Raw genomic sequence first — 16,423 nt, 5'->3', positions numbered from 1 at the left:
ACAGAGGAGATGCCTTGCCCACGCTCAACGTCGTGCCGCGCGACAGCGTGTCGTTCGAACGCTTCGACGAGCTTGCCACCGGGTACGGCTGGCAGCTCGACCAGGACTCCGTGGCCGCCGCGCGGATCGCCGACGCGTCGCCGGAGTGGTCGTGGACGGTGGACGGCGGGACGGTGACGCTGGTGCAGGACAGCGCCCTGAAGCGGCCGTTCCTGATCGTCGACGCCGACGACCCGCAGCCGATCGCCGACCGAATCACCCGCGACGTGCCGTGCTTCACGCTCCCCGAGATCGTCGAGACGGTGACGTCAGCCAGCACGCCGGAGGAGCGGATCTCGGCGTTGCGCCTGCTGGGCGCGGCAGCGCCGGCCCAGATCGACCAGACCATCGTGGACGCGATCCAGGACAACGCCGCGCGCTCCGAGCCTCGGGTACGTCTCGCGGCGGTGTCCGCCTCGAGCCGGCTGCGGTGGCCGGTCCTGCGGCCGGTGGTCGCCCAGGTCAGCGAGAGCGACGAGAGCGAGGCGCTTCGCGCGGGCAGCTCGAACATTCTCGGCCTGACCCGCTGGGACCGCGGGTAGGCCGGGACAGCTTTCCGAACGAAACATTTCCATCGGTCTCCGCGCGGTCTAGCATCGGCGGCTGTGAACAAACTGAAAGCGGTTGTACCCCTGGTCATCGCCGGGTTAGTCACGGCAGCGGCGGCGAGCCCGGCAAGTGCGGCCCCATCCCTTCCCGACGATCTGCGTCAGGTGCAGGTGCGCCAGTCGCTGCTCGGCACCCACACCTGGTACCAGCAGCTCTACCAGGGCATTCCGGTGCTCGGCGGTTACTACGCCACGCACACCGAGAAGAACGCCAAGGCTCCGGTCGTCACCGACGGCCGCAAGCAGGTCACCGGCCTGGCCACCCGATCGGCCGGGATCTCCGGCGACCGGGCCAAGTCGGCGGTCGCGGGCCGGCTCAAGCGGCAGCCGGCCGGCGCCCAGCTGATGGTCGTGCCGGGCAGCCCGGCCAAGCTGGCCTGGGTGACGCTGACCGCGTCGCCCGGCGGCACCGTGCGGTCGGTGCTCGACGCGAGCTCCGGCGCGCTGCTCAAGGAGGAGCGCACGATCCGCCACGCGGACGGCAAGGGGCGCGTCTTCGACCCCAACCCGGTGGTGAAGTTGCAGGACGAGTCGCTGGACGACCAGGACGACGCGGCCGCGGCGATTCCCGCGAAGGCGTACCGGAACGTGACGTTGACCCACCTCAACCGTGGGAAGACCACCCTGCAGGGCGCGTACGCGAACAACATCAGCGCCAATGCGGTCACCTCGCCGCGGCGGGTGTACAAGTTCGACCGGGAGAACGATCACTTCGAAGAGGTGATGGCGTACTACAGCTTCACCGAGACGCAGAAGTACATCCACAACCTGGGCTTCTCCGACGTCAACAACGAGCCGCAGGACTTCCGGACCACCGGGTTCGAGGACGACAACTCGTACTACGACGACTCGGACGACTCGATCACCTTCGGCACCGGTGGCGTGGACGACGCCGAGGACAACGAGGTCATCTGGCACGAGTACGGCCACGCGATCCAGGCCGACCAGGTGCCCGACTACGGTCTGTCCGAAGAGGCCGGCGCGATCGGCGAGGGCTTCGGCGACTACTGGGCGGTGACCATGTCGCAGGCCACCAGCCGCGACACCCGGGTCACGCCGTGGGCCTGCGTGATGGACTGGGACGCCACCTCGTACACCTCGGACGAGCCGCACTGCCTGCGTCGCACCGACGGCACCAAGGTCTACCCGGCCGACCTGGACGGCGAGGTGCACGACGACGGCGAGATCTGGTCGCGCGCGCTCTGGGACATCAACTCCTCGCTCGGCCGGCGCAACGCCAACCGGGTGATCCTCGAGGCGCACTTCTACTTCCCGCCGGACACCGACATGCCGACCGCGGCCAACCTGACCGTGATCACCGCCCGCGCGCTCTACGGCGCCGGTGCGGCCGCCAAGGTCAAGGCCGCCTTCCAGAACCGCGGCATCCTCTAACCGAACGCCAGTGAGGGCGACGGCGGGATGAACGACGGGTAGCCGCTGTCGCGCGCAGCCGTATGCAGCGTGCGCGCGACGGCGGTGACCACCCGGGACTCGACCGCGTGGCCGACGTGGTCGGACGGGTCCCGGGGATCGTTCGCGATGCCCGCCGCCACCACCGCGGGCGTGAACCCGACGAACGTCTCGGTGGCGTTGTCCTCGGTGCTGCCGGTCTTGCCCGCCACCGGGTGACCGTCGAAGATCCCGGCGACCTGCGGCGCGGTGCCACCGTCGCACTGGTGCCAGGCGCTCTGTTCGCCGACCGGGCAGCGCGCGGCGTCGGCCGCGGCCCGGGCCACGTCCGGCGGCAGGGCCTGCCGGCAGTCGTCGGCGACCGGCACCTTCGCTCCGCGGGCGTCGGTTATCGAGCTGACCGGGGTGGGCGCGCAGTACTTGCCGTCCGCCGCGATCGTGGCGTAGGCCGAGGCCAGCTCGAGCGGTGTCGTGTCGGCCACGCCGAGGGTGAACGACCCCCAGCCGTCGGGTGCGGCCGCGAGCCGCGCGTCGGCCGGCGCCGAGAACGAGATGCCGAGGTTCTTCGCCTGCGCCACCGCCGCGGCCGGCCCGACCTGCTCCTCCAGGTGCACGAAATAGGTGTTCACCGACCGGCCGAACGCGTTCCACATGGTTCGCGGCCCGTCCATCCAGGCCGGGTTGCCGTTGCCCGGGCAGTACCGGCCGCCGCAGTTGCCCGGCCCGTCGTCGGACCAGGGCGTGACCAGCCTGGCCGGCGCGTCGAACCCGGTGTTCAGCGGCATCCCGGCCTGGAGCGCCGCCAGCATGGTGAACAGCTTGAAGGTCGAGCCGGACGGGTAGCCGTGCACCCCACCGCCGCCGCTGATCAGCGGGTCGACGGTCTCGCCCTTGGCCGTGCCGAAGCGGCGGTTGACCGCCAGCGCCAGCACGTGCCCGGTGCCGGGCTGCACGACGGCGATCGGCAACGCCTTGCGGTTGCCGTTCGAGTAGACCGTGCGGGCCTGCGCGGAAGCCGCTTTCTGCACCGCCGGGTCGAGGGTGGTGACGATCGAGTAGCCGCCGGTGCGCAGGTTGCCGAGACGCGGCTGGGCGGCCCACCACCGTTGCAGGTAGTCGCAGAAGAAGTCGGTGCACCCACTGGCCCGGGCCGTGCCGGTGAAGGTGAGTTTCCGGGCGGCCGCGGCCGTCGCCTGGGTCTGGGTGATCATTCCGGCCCGGACCATCGCGGCCAGGACGTAGAGCTGGCGGGATCGCGCCTGAGCGCGGTCGCCGGTGACCGGATTGTCGGAGTCGGGCGACTGGAGGACGCCCGCGATCAGGGCGGACTGGGCGAGAGTGAGCTTCGCCGGCGAGACGCCGAAGAAGCGCCGGGCGGCGGCGTCGATCCCGTAGGCGCCGTCGCCGAAGTAGGCGATGTTCAGGTAGTTCTCCAGGATCTGCTGCTTGCTGAGCTGCTGCTCGAGCTCGACCGCGTATTCCGCCTCGCGCAGCTTGCGGGCCGCCGTGTCCGCCGTCGCGGACGCCCGCTCGGCCGGCGTCAGCGCCGGGTCGTCCTTGAGCGCGTTGCGCACCAGCTGCATGGTCAGCGTCGACGCGCCCTGACCGGCGTGGCCCGAGCCGGCGTCGGCGACCAGCGCCCGCAGCACGCCCCGCGGGTCGACGCCGCCGTGCTGGTAGAACCGGGCGTCCTCGGCCGCCACGATCGCCTGTCGCATGACCGGAGCGATGGCCGCCAGGGCGACATCGTGGCGGTCCTCGTCGTAGAAGGTCGCTATCAGGGTGTGTCCGTCGGCGGCGTAGACCCGGGTGATCTGATCCGTGACCGGGTCGAGCACCTGCTGCGGGAGGGATGGCCGCCGCACCCGGGTGACCGCGCGGGCCGCCAGGCCGAGGGGCACGGCCGCCGCGACGGACAACACGGTCACCAGGATGAGCAGGCCTCCGAGCCTGGCCAGAGCACGCATGCTCCCAGGCGTACACCCGGAATCTGAGATCTGGCTGTCAGTTGATCGGGGAGAGTCATGAGATCGGCTTTCCGCGCGGGTCAGGCCCGATCCGCGCCCGGAGTTGCGGTGCTAGCGCCGATAGTTGCGGGGGCTCATGCCGTACTCCCGCCGGAAGGCCGCGGCGAACTGTCCCGGGCTGAGGTAGCCGCAGGTGATGGCGATCTGCTGCACGCTCTGCCCGGTGCCGCGGAGCAGCTCGGCGGCGCGGCGCATCCGCAGCCGGGTCAGGTAGCGGTGCGGGGTCATCCCGGTGGCCTGGCTGAACATCCGCAGGAAGAGGTACTTGCTCATCGCCGCTTGCGCGGCCAGGTCGTCCAGGGTCAGGTCGTCGCCGAGCCGAGCGTGCAGAAGGTCGATCACCGAGGCGAAGTCGCCGGTCCGTCCCTCGGCCGGCGGGCGGGCCAGGTGCATCGTCATGGCCTGCGCGACCGAGTCGGCGTACAGCGCGGGCGCGCCCTCCCGCAGGGCCCGGGCCAGGACCCAGGCCGACGCGGTGATGTAGGGGTCGTTCAGGTCGAGCGTGTCCATCGGGGCGGCGCCCGCGGGGATCAGGTCGGCGGCCAGGCGCAGGTGCAGCGACTCCAGCGGCGGCCCGGCGTGCGCCCGCCAGCGCAGCCGATCGGTCTTACCCGGCACCGTGACGCCGACCGAACCCGGCCGATACACCGCACGCCGCCACGACCGCCCCTGCCGGCTCTCGATCTCGTAGTTGCCGCCGGTCACCAGCACGAGCAGCAGGTCGGTCCGCGCCGAGGTGGCGAACTCGGCCGTCGGCGGGTCGCGGTAGACCTCGGCGTGGACCGATCGCCAGCCCAGGTGGTCACTGGACCGCAGCAAACGTGAGGGCAGCATCCCTCGATGGTGCCATCGGATCGAGCACCGGCCGACCGAAGTGGTAGCCCTGCGCCAGCCGGTAGCCCAGGCGGTGCAGTTCGGCCGCCTGCTCGGCGGTCTCCACCCCCTCGGCCACCGTGGCCAGGCCGAGCCCGTTGCCGATGTCGATCAGCGAGGAGGCGATGACCGCGTGCCGGCCGGCCTTGGTGACGTTGTCGATGAACGACTTGTCGACCTTGAGGATGTCCACCGGCACGCTCTGCAGCAGGCCCAGCGACGAGTGACCGGTGCCGAAGTCGTCCAGCGCCACCTGCACGCCCTGGGCCCGGATCTGGTGCAGCGCCTCGACCGCGCGGCCACCGGTGAAGACGGCGGTCTCGGTGACCTCGATGGCCAGGGCCGAGGCGGGCAGCCCGCTCGTGGCCAGCGCCTCGCGCACGGTGTCCGGGAAGCCGGGCTGGGCGAGCTGGCGGGCCGACACGTTCACGCTGATCTTCGGCGGCGCCGCCGGACCGTGCTCCCGGCGCCAGCCCGCGGCCCGCAGGCAGGCGGTACGCAGGATCCACGCGCCCAGCTCGACGATCAGGCCGTTGCGCTCGGCCACCGGGACGAAGTCGTCCGGGCCGACCAGGCCGCGTTCCGGGTGCTCCCAGCGGACCAGCGTCTCGACCGCGGCCAGCCGGCCCTCGGGCAGCGTCACGATCGGCTGGAAGACCAGCCGGAACTGCTCGGCGTCGAGGGCGGCCCGCAGTTCGGCGCCCAGCCGCGCCTCGGCGCCGGCCCGCTCGTCCAGGCCCGGCTCGTACGCCCGGTGCCAGGCGCCCTCGTGCTTGGCCGCGTACATCGCCACGTCGGCCCGGCGCAGCATCTCGACCGGGTCGTCCAGGCCGGCGCCGTCCGCGCTGCCGATGCTGGCCGAGGCCAGCAGGTCGTGCTCGCCCACCCGGATCGCCTCGTGCAGCGTCCCGGCCAGCCGGTCGACCACCACCGGCAGGTCGCCGGGCCGCGCGTCCGGCAGCAGCACCGCGAACTCGTCGCCGCCCATCCGCGCCACCACCGAATCGGGGTGCACGGCGTTGCGCAGCCGCCCGGCCAGGACGGCCAGCAGGCGGTCGCCGACCGCGTGCCCGAGGTCGTCGTTGATCTCCTTGAAGCCGTTCAGGTCGAGCAGCAGCACGGTGGGGCGGCCGCCGGCCAGCGCCTCGCGGACCGCCTGCTCGAACCGGCGGCGGTTGGCCAGGCCGGTCAGGTCGTCCCGCATGGCCAGGTCGGCGAGCTGGCCGGACTGCCGCTGCACGGTCGCCACGAAACCGGACATCCGCCCCACGACGAGCAGGAACAGCACGATGCCACAGGCGCCGACGGCCCACCGGGCGAGCTGCTCCGCCCCGACCGACGGGACGAACAGCAGCCCGGGCGCCAGCACCGCGGTGATCGCCAGCAGGACGAGCCGGCGCCGGGTCATCCGCACGTCCGGCTCTTCGCCGGCCACGGAGCCACGCATCGAGGGGTGCAGCGCGGCCGCGGCCCAGCACACGTAGGAGATCAGGAACCCGGCGTCCAGGACGGAGGGTTGCTGATCGGAGTAGAGCGACAGCACCGCGAAGGTGACGTCGGAGGCGAGCAGCAACAGGGTGGCCAGGCCGAGCAGGTGCGAGCTGGGCGAGCCCTTCCGCCCGTTGGTGGCCAGCCCGGCCAGCAGGAAGAGCATCATCGTGTCGCCCGCCGGATAGGCCACGCCGATCAGCCGCTCCAGCGTCGAGGCGTCCGAGTCGGCGGCGATCGGCTGGATCACGAAGATCCACAGCATCAGCCCGAGACTGGTCGCCACGATCGAGGCGTCGACCAGCCCCGCCCCGGTCCGGCGCTGCCGCACCAGCATCAGCAGACCCACGACCATCATGGGGTACGCGCTGAGATAGAACGCGTCGGCCAACGAGGGGTACGGCTCCTGATGCAGCACGTGCTCGTAGAACTCGTAGGTGAGGTCGCCCAGCACCCAGACGAAATTCCCGGCCGCGAACCACCACCACATCGCCGCGCGCTCCGGCCGGTGGATCCGGATCCCGGCCACGATCGCACCGACCGAGGCCAGCCCGATCACGTCGTAGGCGATATCCTGGGGCAGCCCGTCGGCGAGCAGGCACCACCCACCGATGGCGAGCAGACCCACCGCCAGCCACCCCAGCCACACTCGCCCGTACCGCACATGGGTGCCATCGGCAGCGGACCGTCAAACCTGAGCGACCGGCACGCCCAGCCGGTCGAGCGGCCGTCGCCGCAGTGACGCCCGCCACCACGAGGTGTCGTGCTCCGGCCTCGCGGAAGTTCGCGGCGAGCGGGCCCCGCGGGCGGTGCTCGCCACCTGATCTGCCGTCGATCAGGCCCGGACGACCAGCGTCTTGGCGGCCAGGTCGCCGAGGCGCTGACGCTTCTGGCTGGCCAGCACGATGATGAAGCCGACCAGGTTGCCGAGGAGGCCGTCGACGATGCGCAGCAGCGTGCGGATGGTGGCCGGGCCGAAGCCGGGCGGCGTGACGCCGTCCTCACGGACCACCCGGATGCCGGTGGCCATCTTGCCGACCGTCCGGCCCAGCAGCCCCTCCAACAGGATGTAGTAGGCCAGGGCCACGACGAAGAGCACCACGCTGCCGCCGGGCGACAGGGTGGTGAGCTGGAAACTGGACGACTCGACCGTCGTCCCGAACAGCGAGGTCGCCAGGTAGCCGAGCACACTGAAGATCAGGCCGTCGATCAGCGTGGCGACCACCCGGCGCCCGGTCACGTGCACATCGAGAGCGTTCCCCGTAACAGACACGATGTCTCCTCATCTCCTATGTGGACCTGCCCGGGTTCCCCCGTACCCCGACGATCTTCCGGGCTAACGTGAGGACGTGGACTCGCGCCCGCTTCGCAAGCTGGGTTTCCTCACCATCGGGTTGTTCGACGAGAACGACCCGGCGGCCGGGCACGAGGCGACGCTCGAGCTGATCCGGCTCGGTGAAGACCTCGGCTTCGACAGCGCCTGGCTGCGCCACCGGCACCTGCAGTTCGGCATCTCGTCGCCGGTGGCCGTGCTCGGCGCGGCGTCCCAGCGCACCAGCCACATCGAGCTGGGCACCGCGGTGACCCCGCTGGGCTGGGAGAACCCGCTGCGGCTGGCCGAAGACCTGGCCACCCTCGACGTGCTCTCCGGCGGCCGGATCAACCCGGGCATCAGCGTCGGTCCGCCGATGCGCTGGGACGACGTCAAGGACGTGCTCTACCCGGACACCGCCGAGGCCGAGGACTTCACCTACCGGCGGGTGGAAAGGCTGCTCTCCTTCGTACGCGGTGAGCAGGTGACCGACTTCCGCGGCCGGGTCGGCTTCGAGGACTTCGCCGACCGGGTCCAGCCGCACTCCCCCGGTCTCGGCGCCCGCATGTGGTACGGCGGCGCCAGCCTCCGCTCGGCGCGATGGGCCGGCGAGCACCGGATGAACTTCCTGACCAGCAGCGTGGTGCGGGCCGAGGAGTCGGACGACTTCGCCCAGATCCAGCTCTCCCACATCCGGGCGTTCCGGGCCGCCCACCCGGACGGCGACCGGGCCCGGGTGTCGCAGGGGCTGGTCGTGATCCCGACCGACAGCGCGTCGCCCGAACAGGTCAACCGCTATCGGGAGTACGCGGCCACACGGCTGCCGCGCACGACGACCCCGCAGGGCCCGGCCCGGATGATGTTCGCGCCGGACATCGTCGGCCCGTCGGCCGAGATCGCCGAGCGCCTGCACGCGCAGGCCGCCTTCCGCGAGGTCGACGAGGTGGCCTTCGCCCTGCCGTTCACCTTCCGCCCGGACGACTACATCCAGATCCTCACCGACATGGCGCAGACCTTAGGGCCGGCCCTCGGCCGCTGACCTGAGCATCTCGATCACCCGGGCGGGGGCGTCGCCGTCGAGGCCGGCCGCCGGATCGGCACGGAGCCGGGCCGGCTCGGCGTCGAACCGGGGACCGGCCCGGCGGACCGCGTTCACCGCGGCCGGCCGGACCAGCGAAAATGGCGGGACCACGGAAAGGACCTCGGACAACTATCCTGTCCGCCGTGACCGCTCCCCCTCCTTACTTCCCGCCGGCGCCTCAGCCGGCGCCGCGGAAGAGCCGGCTGCCCCTGATCCTCGGCATCGTGGTCAGCGTCCTGGTCCTGTGCTGCGGCGGCGGGGCGACGTTCATGGTCGTCGCCAGCAGGGAGGGCGGGCCGCTCTCGGGGCTGCGCCTGCCGGCCCCCGGCGGCGAGCCCGCCTCGCCCCGCCCCACCACGCCCGAGGCCGCGCCGCCGGTCACCGAGCCGTCCTCGGCCCCGCCCACGACCACCGCGCCGACCGGCCCGCCCCCGGCCGACGTCACCTATTCGGGTCGCGGCAACAAAGTCGTCGAGCTGAAGCCGCAGACCGGGGAGTTCTCCCACTTCGCCGTGATCAGCCACCGCGGAAGCAGCAACTTCGCGATCTGGTCGGTCGGCTCCGACGGCGAGGAGAAGCGGCTCATCGTCAACGATGTGGGCTCGTACCAGGGGTCACGCCCGCTCGACCTGGACGACACCCCCGCCGCGCTGAAGGTCGAGGCCGACGGCTCGTGGAAGATCGTCGTGAAGGTGATGGACAAGGCGCCGCGGTGGCCGCGGGTCACGTCTGGCAAGGGTCCCCAGGTCCTGCGGGTCACCGGCCCGGCCAAGGCCAAGGTCACCCACCGGGGCAGCTCCAACTTCGTCGTCCATTCGTACGGCGACTACCCCGATTTGCTCGTCAACGAGATCGGCAAGTACTCCGGCGAGATCGACCTTCCTGCCGGAACCACCGTCGTCGCCATCGAGGGCGACGGCTCGTGGACGATGAAACCGAGCTGATCGGCGACGCCGTGATCACGATCAGCGACGCGTCCGGGCCGGTCGCGGCGGGGATCGTTGTCGGGCTATCGTTCCGGCGTGGACGACAGAGTGGCGGGAGCCGCGGGGATCGACGCCAGCGTGGCGCACCCCGCTCGGCGGTACAACTACTGGCTCGGCGGCAAGGACAACTTCGCGGCCGACCGGGCTTCCGGTGACGAGCTGCAGCGGCTGTTCCCCAAGGTGCGGCTGGGCGCGCTGGCCAACCGGGCGCTGCTGCGCCGGGCGACGCAGTTCCTGGCGGCCGAGGCCGGCATCCGGCAGTTCCTCGACATCGGCACCGGCCTGCCGACCGCCGACAACACCCATGAGGTCGCCCAGCGGGTGACGCCCGAGAGCCGGGTCGTCTATGTGGACAACGACCCGCTGGTCATGGTCCACGCGCGGGCGTTGCTGACGAGCACGCCGGCCGGGCGTACGGCCTACATCCAGGCCGACCTGAACGACCCGCAGTCGATCTTGGACGACCCGCAGCTGCGCGGCACCCTGGACATGACACAGCCGGTCGGGCTGATGCTGATCGCCGTCCTGCACTTCATCCACGGAAAGGGCGCGGCCAAGCCGATCGTGCGTACGCTGCTGGACGCCCTGCCGCCCGGCAGTCACCTGGTCGCCACGCACGCCACCTCCGACTTCGGCACCCCCGAGCAGCAGGCCCTCTACGAACAGCTGGTCCGCGACGGCAAGTCCGACGTCTGGACCCGCCCGTTCGACGAGTTCGCCGACCTGTTCGAGGGCCTGGAGCTGGTCGAGCCGGGCGTGGTGCCGGCCAGCGAGTGGCGCCCCGACGAGGGCGACACGGTGCCGGTGCGCTCGGACATCAACCTCTGGACGGCGGTCGGCCGGAAGCCGTGACCAGCTCGGTGACCGGCGAGAGCCGATCGACGGCGTTGATCGCGCGTACGCCGTAGACGCGCGCCCGCTCGTCGAGCACGAAGCTCGTGCCGCCCAGCCGGCCGGCGACCCGCCCGTCGAGCAGCACCTCGTAACCGGCCACCGGCGGCACGAAGCCGCCCGGCGGCAGGGCCGGCGCCGTCCAGGAGAGCACCCCCGAGGCCAGCCGCAGGTCGGTCGGCGCGGGTGGCACCTCGTCGCCACGCCAGATCCGGCCGAGGCTCTGGTAGGCCGCCGCCGACACGTTGCCGGCCTCGTCGATCGTGCGTACGGCGAAGATGAAGATGCCCGGCGGCGGCGGGAAGGCCGAGTACTGGTAGCCGGGCTCGGTGACCGTGGTGACCAGCCGGTCCCGCTCGTACACCTGGTAGTGGATCGGCCCGCGGTCGTCGGTCGACGGCGCCCACCGCAGCACCACCCCGCCCGACGAGACGTCGATCAGCAGCGGGCCGGGCCGGGTCGGGGCCGTGTGGTCGGGGGCGGGACAGGGGGCACTCAACGCGACGGTCAGCGCGACAACCAGTGGCAACATATCGATGAGTGTAGATTAGGTAAACCTGCTGGCGCGCCCATCGACAGGCATGCGTACGCTGCGCCTCTGACCGTCGACGAGAGGCATCTCTGTGGGTGACGAGAAGTACCGATCCCGTCACGTTCGACGCGGTGAGCGTGCGCGCATCGCGGTGACGAGCTGGTCTCTGGTTGTCATCCTGCTCGGTCTGACCGGCGCCGGCGGTTACGTCCTGTACGACCGGTTCAGCGTCGCCGACTACAGCGGCGCCGGCACCGGCGCCATCCGCGTGAACATCCCGGAAGACTCCACCGGCACCGACATCGGCGTGGTCCTGCGCGACGAAGATGTGGTCAAGAGCGTCGAGGCGTTCACCCGGGCCGCCGCGCAGAACCCCCGCGGCCAGCAGATCCAGGCCGGCTCGTTCAACCTGCGCAAACAGATGTCCGGCGAGGCCGCGGTGGCCCTGCTGCTCGATCCGAAGTCCCGGGTCCGCGGCGGCGTCACGATCGAGGAGGGCAAGACCGCCAGGCAGGTGTACGCCACCCTGGCCAAGGCGACCAAGGTGCCCGAGGGCGACTTCGTCGCCGCCGGGAAAGATCCGCTGGCGCTCGGCGTACCCAAATCGTGGTTCGAGCGTGAGGACGGTCAGAGGCAGTCCCGCTCGATCGAGGGCTTCCTGTTCCCGGACACCTACGAGTTCAAGGAAGGCCTGACCGCGAAGCAGATGCTCAGCGAGATGGTCAAGCACTTCCTGGCGCAGGACAAGAAGCTGAAGTTCAGCGAGCGGGTGCCCAAGGAGCGCAAGATCAGCCCGTACGAGGCGCTGATCGTCGCCTCGCTCGCCCAGGCCGAGTCGGGCAACGACGACGACACCGGCAAGATCGCGCGGGTCGCCTACAACCGGCTGTACGGCGACTTCCCGTGCAACTGCCTCGAGTTCGACGTCGGGATCAACTACTACTACCAGCTCACCGGCCGGCCGACGAAGCCGTCCGGGAAGATGACCCGCGAAGAGCTGCGCGACCCGAAGAACCCGTACCGGCTGCACGGCAAGCCCGGCCTGACCCCGACGCCGATCAACAACCCCGGCCTGGTCGCGTTGCAGGGCGCGATGGACCCGCCCAAGGGCGACTGGCTGTTCTTCGTGGCCATCGAGAAGGACGGCCACTCGGCGTTCGCGGTGACCGACGCCGAGCACGAGAAGAACAAGGAGAAAGCCCGCAAGAACGGCGGTCTCTGAGGCCTACGGCAGTACGCCGAGGACGACCCGTTCCGAGGTGAGCAGGTAGTCGCGCAGGAGGTCGGCCGCGACCAGGGCGTCGCCGTCCTCGTAGACCCGGGTGATCTCGTCGTTCATCGGCACGAACGGCCGGTGCAGCGCCTCGTAGTCGGGCGCCGCGGCGAAGGCCAGCCGCAGCTCGGCGGTGAGCTGGCGCATCCAGCCGTCCAGCCGCGGGCTGCCGGCCAGCGCGACGATCTGCTCGTGGAAGTGCATGTTGGCCGTGCCGACGGCCCGCCACTCGCCGGCCTCGGCGGCGGCCAGCGCCTCGTCCACGGCCGCGCGCAACGCCCCGGCCCGCGGCGGATCGGTCGGCGCCTGCCTGAGCGCGGTGCACTCCAGCAGCACCCGGACCCGATAGATGTCCGCGATCTGCGCCGGGCTGAGCGTGGCGACGAACACGCCCCGGTGCGGATAGCGCACCAGCAGCCCCTCCTCGATCAGCGTCGAGAAGGCCTCGCGCAGCGTGTTGCGCGACACCTCGAGCTCGACGGTCCAGAAGCTCTCCGGCAGCGGCGTGCCCGGGGCCAGCTCCCCCGCGGTCATCCGGTCACGGAGCCGGGCGACCGCACGGGCCGCCCCGGTCTCCGCCCTGTCTGGTGCAGTGGTCACGCGGTCAAGTCAACCAGTTCCCCGCGCGCCGAAGGCTTCCAGGCCAGCCACCCGCGACACAGCAGGTAGGCGATCCCCGTGGCCAGCACCAGCGGTCCGTCGGCGATCACGTGCCGCATGGCGTCCGGCTTGCCGATCACCAGCACGGCGAAGACCGTGATCGCCAGCGTCCGCCACGCCTCGGTCAGAAGGCGTTCGTCGGACACCTCACTCGTGATCCGCAGGCCCTGCACAAAAGCGCCGATCGTGGCGATCGCGCCCGGAAAGCCGCTTCCGGGTTCCGGGTGCTCGACGCGTCCGGTGCGGAGTTCGAAGCCGAGCTGCCGTACGCCGGTCTGCACCAGATGTGCGTACCCCTGCCGGGCGATCTTGCTCTTGGTTCTGCCCCCGACCTGCTGCGGACCGGGCTGGCGACGCTGGAGCTGCTGACCACCGCCGCGCGCGACCAGCCGCTGCTCGGCCTGGTCGACGACGCCCAGTGGCTCGACGCGGCGTCGACCCGGACGCTGACCTTCGTGGCCCGCCGCCTGTCGGCCGAGCCGATCGCTCTCCTGTTCGCCGCCCGAACGCCGCCCCTTTCCACCGCCGCGCCATCGTCCGGGCCGGGTGTGCTGGCCGAACTGCCCGGGCTGGAGGTCGACGGGCTGGCCGACACCGACGCCCGAGCCGTGCTCGCCGACCGCCACCGGACGCTCGACGAGCAGGTGCGCGACCGGATCGTCGCCGAGGCCCGCGGCAACCCGCTCGCCCTGCTGGAGCTGCCGTCGGCCGGCGGTTTCGGCCCACCGGCCCCGATGACGGCCCGGATCGAGAACAGCTTCCGCAACCGGCTGGCCCGGCTGCCGGCCGGGGCGTGGCTGCTGCTGACCGTGGCCGGCGCCGATCCGACCGGCGATCCCCGGCTGCTGTGGCCGGCCGTACACGATCTGGACGTCGACGTGCCCGCCGCGACCGCGGCGACTATCCGCCGGCGCTGGCCGCCGCCCGCGCGGCCGTCGACCGGGGCGAACTGTTCCTGGCCGGCGCCGCCCTGCCCGAGCTGATCGAGGCGGCCGTCCGCTGCGGCGCCCCGTCCGAGGCTTCGGCTGCCCTCTCTCTGCTGGAAGAACGAACCACGGCGTCGGGTACGCCCACAGCCTGTTCATCAGCCCTCGCACGGTCGACGCCCACCTGCGCAACATCTTCCGCAAGCTGACCATCACGTCCCGCCGCCAGCTCCGCGACCGCCCCGAGATCTCGTAGGGCGTGGTGTCACCCGAGGCCGAGGAAGGCCGGGTCGAGGGCGCTGCGGTCGGCCACCCGGCCGATGTCGAGGACCTGGCAGCCGGCGGCCGTCGCGCTGGCCAGGCCGGCCGGGGAGTCCTCGACGGCCACGCAGTCGGCGATGTTCAGGCCGAGGCGGGCGGCGGCGAGCAGGTAGGGCTCCGGGTCGGGTTTGACGTTCACGACGTCGTTCTCGGTGACCACGGTGTCGAAGAGGTCGGCGGCCGGGCCGGTGAGCAGGCTGTCGACGAGGATCCGGCTGCTGCTCGTGACCAGGGCGGTCGGGACACCCTGGGCCCGCACGGCGCGCACCAGGTCGAGGGCGCCGGGGTACCAGCCGGCGCGTTCGAGCAGGACGCGGGAGACGCGCGTCTCGAGCCACCGGACGTCGGCCGGGACATCGCCGCCGACGAGGCCGAGGCGGCCGTGCACGAGGGCGACCGCTTCGGGCGTACTCAAACCGGCCAGACCCTCGAAGGCGTCCGCCGCGGCAACCACCTCGTGCCGATCGGCGAGGGCGAGCAAGGCGACCCGCCAGACCGGGTCGCTGTCGTGCAACGTCCCGTCCAGGTCGAAGAGCACCGCTCGCGGCCCCCGCATGCAGCACAGAGTAGGACGTGAAAAGCCCCCGATCGAGGGACTTGAATTGAGTGAATCGCCTGGCCAGCGTCAACCCCGGGCGACCGACACCTCGGTCGCCGGGTCGTGTGGCGCCGCCCACGAGGCCGTGCCGACGATGACGCCGGCGCGGAGCCACGGCTGATCGGCCTCGAGGAACGGCGCTTCCTCGGCCTCCCACTCGTCCCAGAGGCGATCCGCCTCCTCCGGGTCACGACCCAGGTCGGCCATGTCGCGGCGCACCCCGCGACGCTTGGCCTCGACGTAGTCGGACTGCACCCAGATCGCCACGTCCAGGTAGGGCGCGAGCGACCGCCGGGACACCCCCACACCCTCGATGATCACGGTCAACGCCCCCGGGTCGACGTCGATGGAGCCCTCCCGGCCGTCCCGGATCCACGCCGGCGGCCGATAGCTGACCGCCTCACCGGCGTGCAGCGGCTCCAGGATCCCGGCGATCATCAGGTCGTCCCAGCCGAACCGCGAATGCGCCCAGGCCACGTCGTCGGAGTGCACTACCGCGGCCGGCGCGAACTCCCGAGCCAGCCGATCGGCCAGCACGGTCTTGCCGCTCCCGCCGCGCCCGTCCACCGCAACGATCCGCAGCCGCCCGACCGGGTCGGCCGCCGCGGCCAGCGACCGAGCGAAGTCGTCGAGCCGCTCGACTCGCCACGGGCCGGCCGCCGGCTCACCCGGTCCCAGTTCCACTCCCGCCCTCTACCCGACGAACACGATGATCACACCGGCCGGCCGTTCCGTATCGATGATCGAATACAGTGCCGGGCGCCCACGACCGCGACCCATCGCCCTAGAACCCCTCGTCGTGGGAATGGCATAGGCCCTCGCCTAGAGGAAGCGTTCCGGGTCGAAGCTGTCGAGATCGATGATCCGGACCCGGGGAAGGACGCTGGTGAAACAGCCCGCGTCCTCCTCGATGTCGAAGATCTGCAGGCCCGCCAGGTCGGTGAAACCCGAGTTCAGGAACTCCTTGAAACCGACGACGCCGACCTGACGGTCACCGCCGAGCAGCTGATCGATCTGCGGCAGGAAATCGCCGTCGTGGCTGGCCAGCAGCACGTTCCCGGCGCGCCGGGAAATGGCCTCCAGGGTGCGCTGGATGCCGATGTCCACCACCTTCTGATCCGACGAACCGGCCAGCGGGATCGGCCGGTACCCCATGCTCAGCAGCGCGCGCACAAAAGGCATCGGCAGCCCGCCGCCCGAGGCGTTCAGGAAGAACAGACCCTTGACCGGCTGCTGCCACGTTTCCTGCGCGAACTCACGCAGGCGCTCCCACCGCGGCCGCTCAGCCGGGGCCGGCCGGCGATCGAGAACACTGTTGCCCAGGGTGGCGTCAATGTTCTCCCCATCGACGATGAGGTACGTGACAGATTCCGGCGTACCGGGCATGAATGTGCCTTT

Annotated in this window: 19 protein-coding genes; 8 read left to right on the top strand and 11 right to left on the bottom strand. The window is 71.4% G+C overall.

Annotated features, from left to right (window positions below):
- The first annotated feature begins 14 nt into the window (after window positions 1-14).
- Both AB0M54_RS05590 and AB0M54_RS05585 read left to right on the top strand, forming a co-directional pair.
- Window positions 15-581, top strand: a complete 567-nt coding sequence (locus AB0M54_RS05590) for a HEAT repeat domain-containing protein (protein WP_364319912.1) — start codon at window positions 15-17, stop codon at window positions 579-581.
- 63 nt (window positions 582-644) lie between these two features.
- A complete protein-coding gene (locus tag AB0M54_RS05585; protein ID WP_364319910.1) occupies window positions 645-2,039 on the top strand; it encodes a M36 family metallopeptidase in 1,395 nt (464 codons plus the stop codon).
- Here AB0M54_RS05585 and AB0M54_RS05580 read toward each other — a convergent pair.
- The 4 genes from AB0M54_RS05580 to AB0M54_RS05565 all read right to left on the bottom strand — a co-directional run bounded on the left by AB0M54_RS05580 (window position 2,036) and on the right by AB0M54_RS05565 (window position 7,718).
- Window positions 2,036-4,024: a transglycosylase domain-containing protein gene (locus AB0M54_RS05580; protein WP_364469312.1), complete on the bottom strand. Its 1,989-nt coding sequence runs from the start codon at window positions 4,022-4,024 to the stop codon at window positions 2,036-2,038. The two genes, AB0M54_RS05585 and AB0M54_RS05580, sit on opposite strands and share 4 nt — an antisense overlap.
- 111 nt (window positions 4,025-4,135) lie before the next feature.
- Window positions 4,136-4,918 (bottom strand): helix-turn-helix transcriptional regulator, encoded by a 783-nt coding sequence (locus AB0M54_RS05575; protein WP_364469310.1) that lies wholly within the window; start codon window positions 4,916-4,918, stop codon window positions 4,136-4,138.
- Window positions 4,887-7,073: a bifunctional diguanylate cyclase/phosphodiesterase gene (locus AB0M54_RS05570; RefSeq protein ID WP_364319904.1), complete on the bottom strand. Its 2,187-nt coding sequence runs from the start codon at window positions 7,071-7,073 to the stop codon at window positions 4,887-4,889. Before AB0M54_RS05570 ends, AB0M54_RS05575 begins: the two co-directional genes overlap by 32 nt.
- A 207-nt stretch (window positions 7,074-7,280) precedes the next feature.
- The gene (locus AB0M54_RS05565) at window positions 7,281-7,718 is read right to left on the bottom strand and encodes an RDD family protein (protein WP_364319902.1); all 438 of its coding nucleotides are present in this window, start codon (window positions 7,716-7,718) and stop codon (window positions 7,281-7,283) included.
- Between the two features lie 76 nt (window positions 7,719-7,794).
- Here AB0M54_RS05565 and AB0M54_RS05560 point away from each other — a divergent pair, with 76 nt between their 5' ends.
- Complete coding sequence (locus AB0M54_RS05560; RefSeq protein ID WP_364469308.1) at window positions 7,795-8,796, top strand: LLM class flavin-dependent oxidoreductase; 1,002 nt, start codon at window positions 7,795-7,797, stop codon at window positions 8,794-8,796.
- Here AB0M54_RS05560 and AB0M54_RS05555 read toward each other — a convergent pair.
- Complete coding sequence (locus tag AB0M54_RS05555) at window positions 8,773-8,949, bottom strand: hypothetical protein (RefSeq protein ID WP_364469306.1); 177 nt, start codon at window positions 8,947-8,949, stop codon at window positions 8,773-8,775. The genes AB0M54_RS05560 and AB0M54_RS05555 overlap by 24 nt on opposite strands.
- Before the next feature lie 32 nt (window positions 8,950-8,981).
- Between AB0M54_RS05555 and AB0M54_RS05550 the strand changes: the two genes are divergently transcribed.
- Window positions 8,982-9,782 (top strand): hypothetical protein, encoded by an 801-nt coding sequence (locus AB0M54_RS05550; RefSeq protein ID WP_364469304.1) that lies wholly within the window; start codon window positions 8,982-8,984, stop codon window positions 9,780-9,782.
- Window positions 9,783-9,860: 78 nt separating this feature from the next.
- Window positions 9,861-10,676: an SAM-dependent methyltransferase gene (locus AB0M54_RS05545; protein WP_364469303.1), complete on the top strand. Its 816-nt coding sequence runs from the start codon at window positions 9,861-9,863 to the stop codon at window positions 10,674-10,676.
- On the opposite strand, the gene AB0M54_RS05540 is transcribed toward AB0M54_RS05545, so the two are convergent.
- A complete protein-coding gene (locus tag AB0M54_RS05540; protein WP_364469301.1) occupies window positions 10,642-11,247 on the bottom strand; it encodes a hypothetical protein in 606 nt (201 codons plus the stop codon). The genes AB0M54_RS05545 and AB0M54_RS05540 overlap by 35 nt on opposite strands.
- A gap of 85 nt (window positions 11,248-11,332) precedes the next feature.
- Between AB0M54_RS05540 and mltG the strand changes: the two genes are divergently transcribed.
- Window positions 11,333-12,469 (top strand): endolytic transglycosylase MltG, encoded by a 1,137-nt coding sequence (gene mltG, locus AB0M54_RS05535; protein ID WP_364320479.1) that lies wholly within the window; start codon window positions 11,333-11,335, stop codon window positions 12,467-12,469.
- Window positions 12,470-12,472: 3 nt separating this feature from the next.
- Here the strand turns inward: mltG and AB0M54_RS05530 are convergent, their stop codons facing one another.
- Window positions 12,473-13,120: a GntR family transcriptional regulator gene (locus AB0M54_RS05530; protein WP_364469299.1), complete on the bottom strand. Its 648-nt coding sequence runs from the start codon at window positions 13,118-13,120 to the stop codon at window positions 12,473-12,475.
- Window positions 13,117-13,461 (bottom strand): hypothetical protein, encoded by a 345-nt coding sequence (locus AB0M54_RS05525; protein WP_364319889.1) that lies wholly within the window; start codon window positions 13,459-13,461, stop codon window positions 13,117-13,119. The genes AB0M54_RS05530 and AB0M54_RS05525 overlap by 4 nt, the downstream gene beginning before the upstream one ends.
- Before the next feature lie 3 nt (window positions 13,462-13,464).
- On the opposite strand from AB0M54_RS05525, the gene AB0M54_RS05520 reads away from it, so the two are divergent.
- Entirely contained in the window at window positions 13,465-14,163 is a 699-nt protein-coding gene (locus AB0M54_RS05520; RefSeq protein ID WP_364469297.1) for a hypothetical protein, read from the top strand.
- Window positions 14,045-14,362 (top strand): helix-turn-helix transcriptional regulator, encoded by a 318-nt coding sequence (locus AB0M54_RS05515; RefSeq protein WP_364469678.1) that lies wholly within the window; start codon window positions 14,045-14,047, stop codon window positions 14,360-14,362. The genes AB0M54_RS05520 and AB0M54_RS05515 overlap by 119 nt, the downstream gene beginning before the upstream one ends.
- Before the next feature lie 9 nt (window positions 14,363-14,371).
- Here AB0M54_RS05515 and AB0M54_RS05510 read toward each other — a convergent pair whose 3' ends face one another.
- The 3 genes from AB0M54_RS05510 to AB0M54_RS05500 all read right to left on the bottom strand — a co-directional run bounded on the left by AB0M54_RS05510 (window position 14,372) and on the right by AB0M54_RS05500 (window position 16,411).
- Window positions 14,372-14,983: an HAD family phosphatase gene (locus tag AB0M54_RS05510; RefSeq protein WP_364319885.1), complete on the bottom strand. Its 612-nt coding sequence runs from the start codon at window positions 14,981-14,983 to the stop codon at window positions 14,372-14,374.
- Between the two features lie 69 nt (window positions 14,984-15,052).
- On the bottom strand, window positions 15,053-15,709 hold the full coding sequence (locus AB0M54_RS05505) for a hypothetical protein (protein ID WP_364469295.1): 657 nt from the start codon (window positions 15,707-15,709) through the stop codon (window positions 15,053-15,055).
- A gap of 138 nt (window positions 15,710-15,847) precedes the next feature.
- Entirely contained in the window at window positions 15,848-16,411 is a 564-nt protein-coding gene (locus AB0M54_RS05500) for a nuclease (protein WP_364469293.1), read from the bottom strand.
- Window positions 16,412-16,423: the final 12 nt, after the last annotated feature.

This window comes from Actinoplanes sp. NPDC051470 (assembly GCF_040682035.1).
Taxonomy (GTDB): Bacteria; Actinomycetota; Actinomycetes; order Mycobacteriales; family Micromonosporaceae; genus Actinoplanes.
The sequence above is the reverse complement of the archived record's forward strand: the minus strand, read 5'-3'. Positions and strand labels throughout refer to the sequence as shown.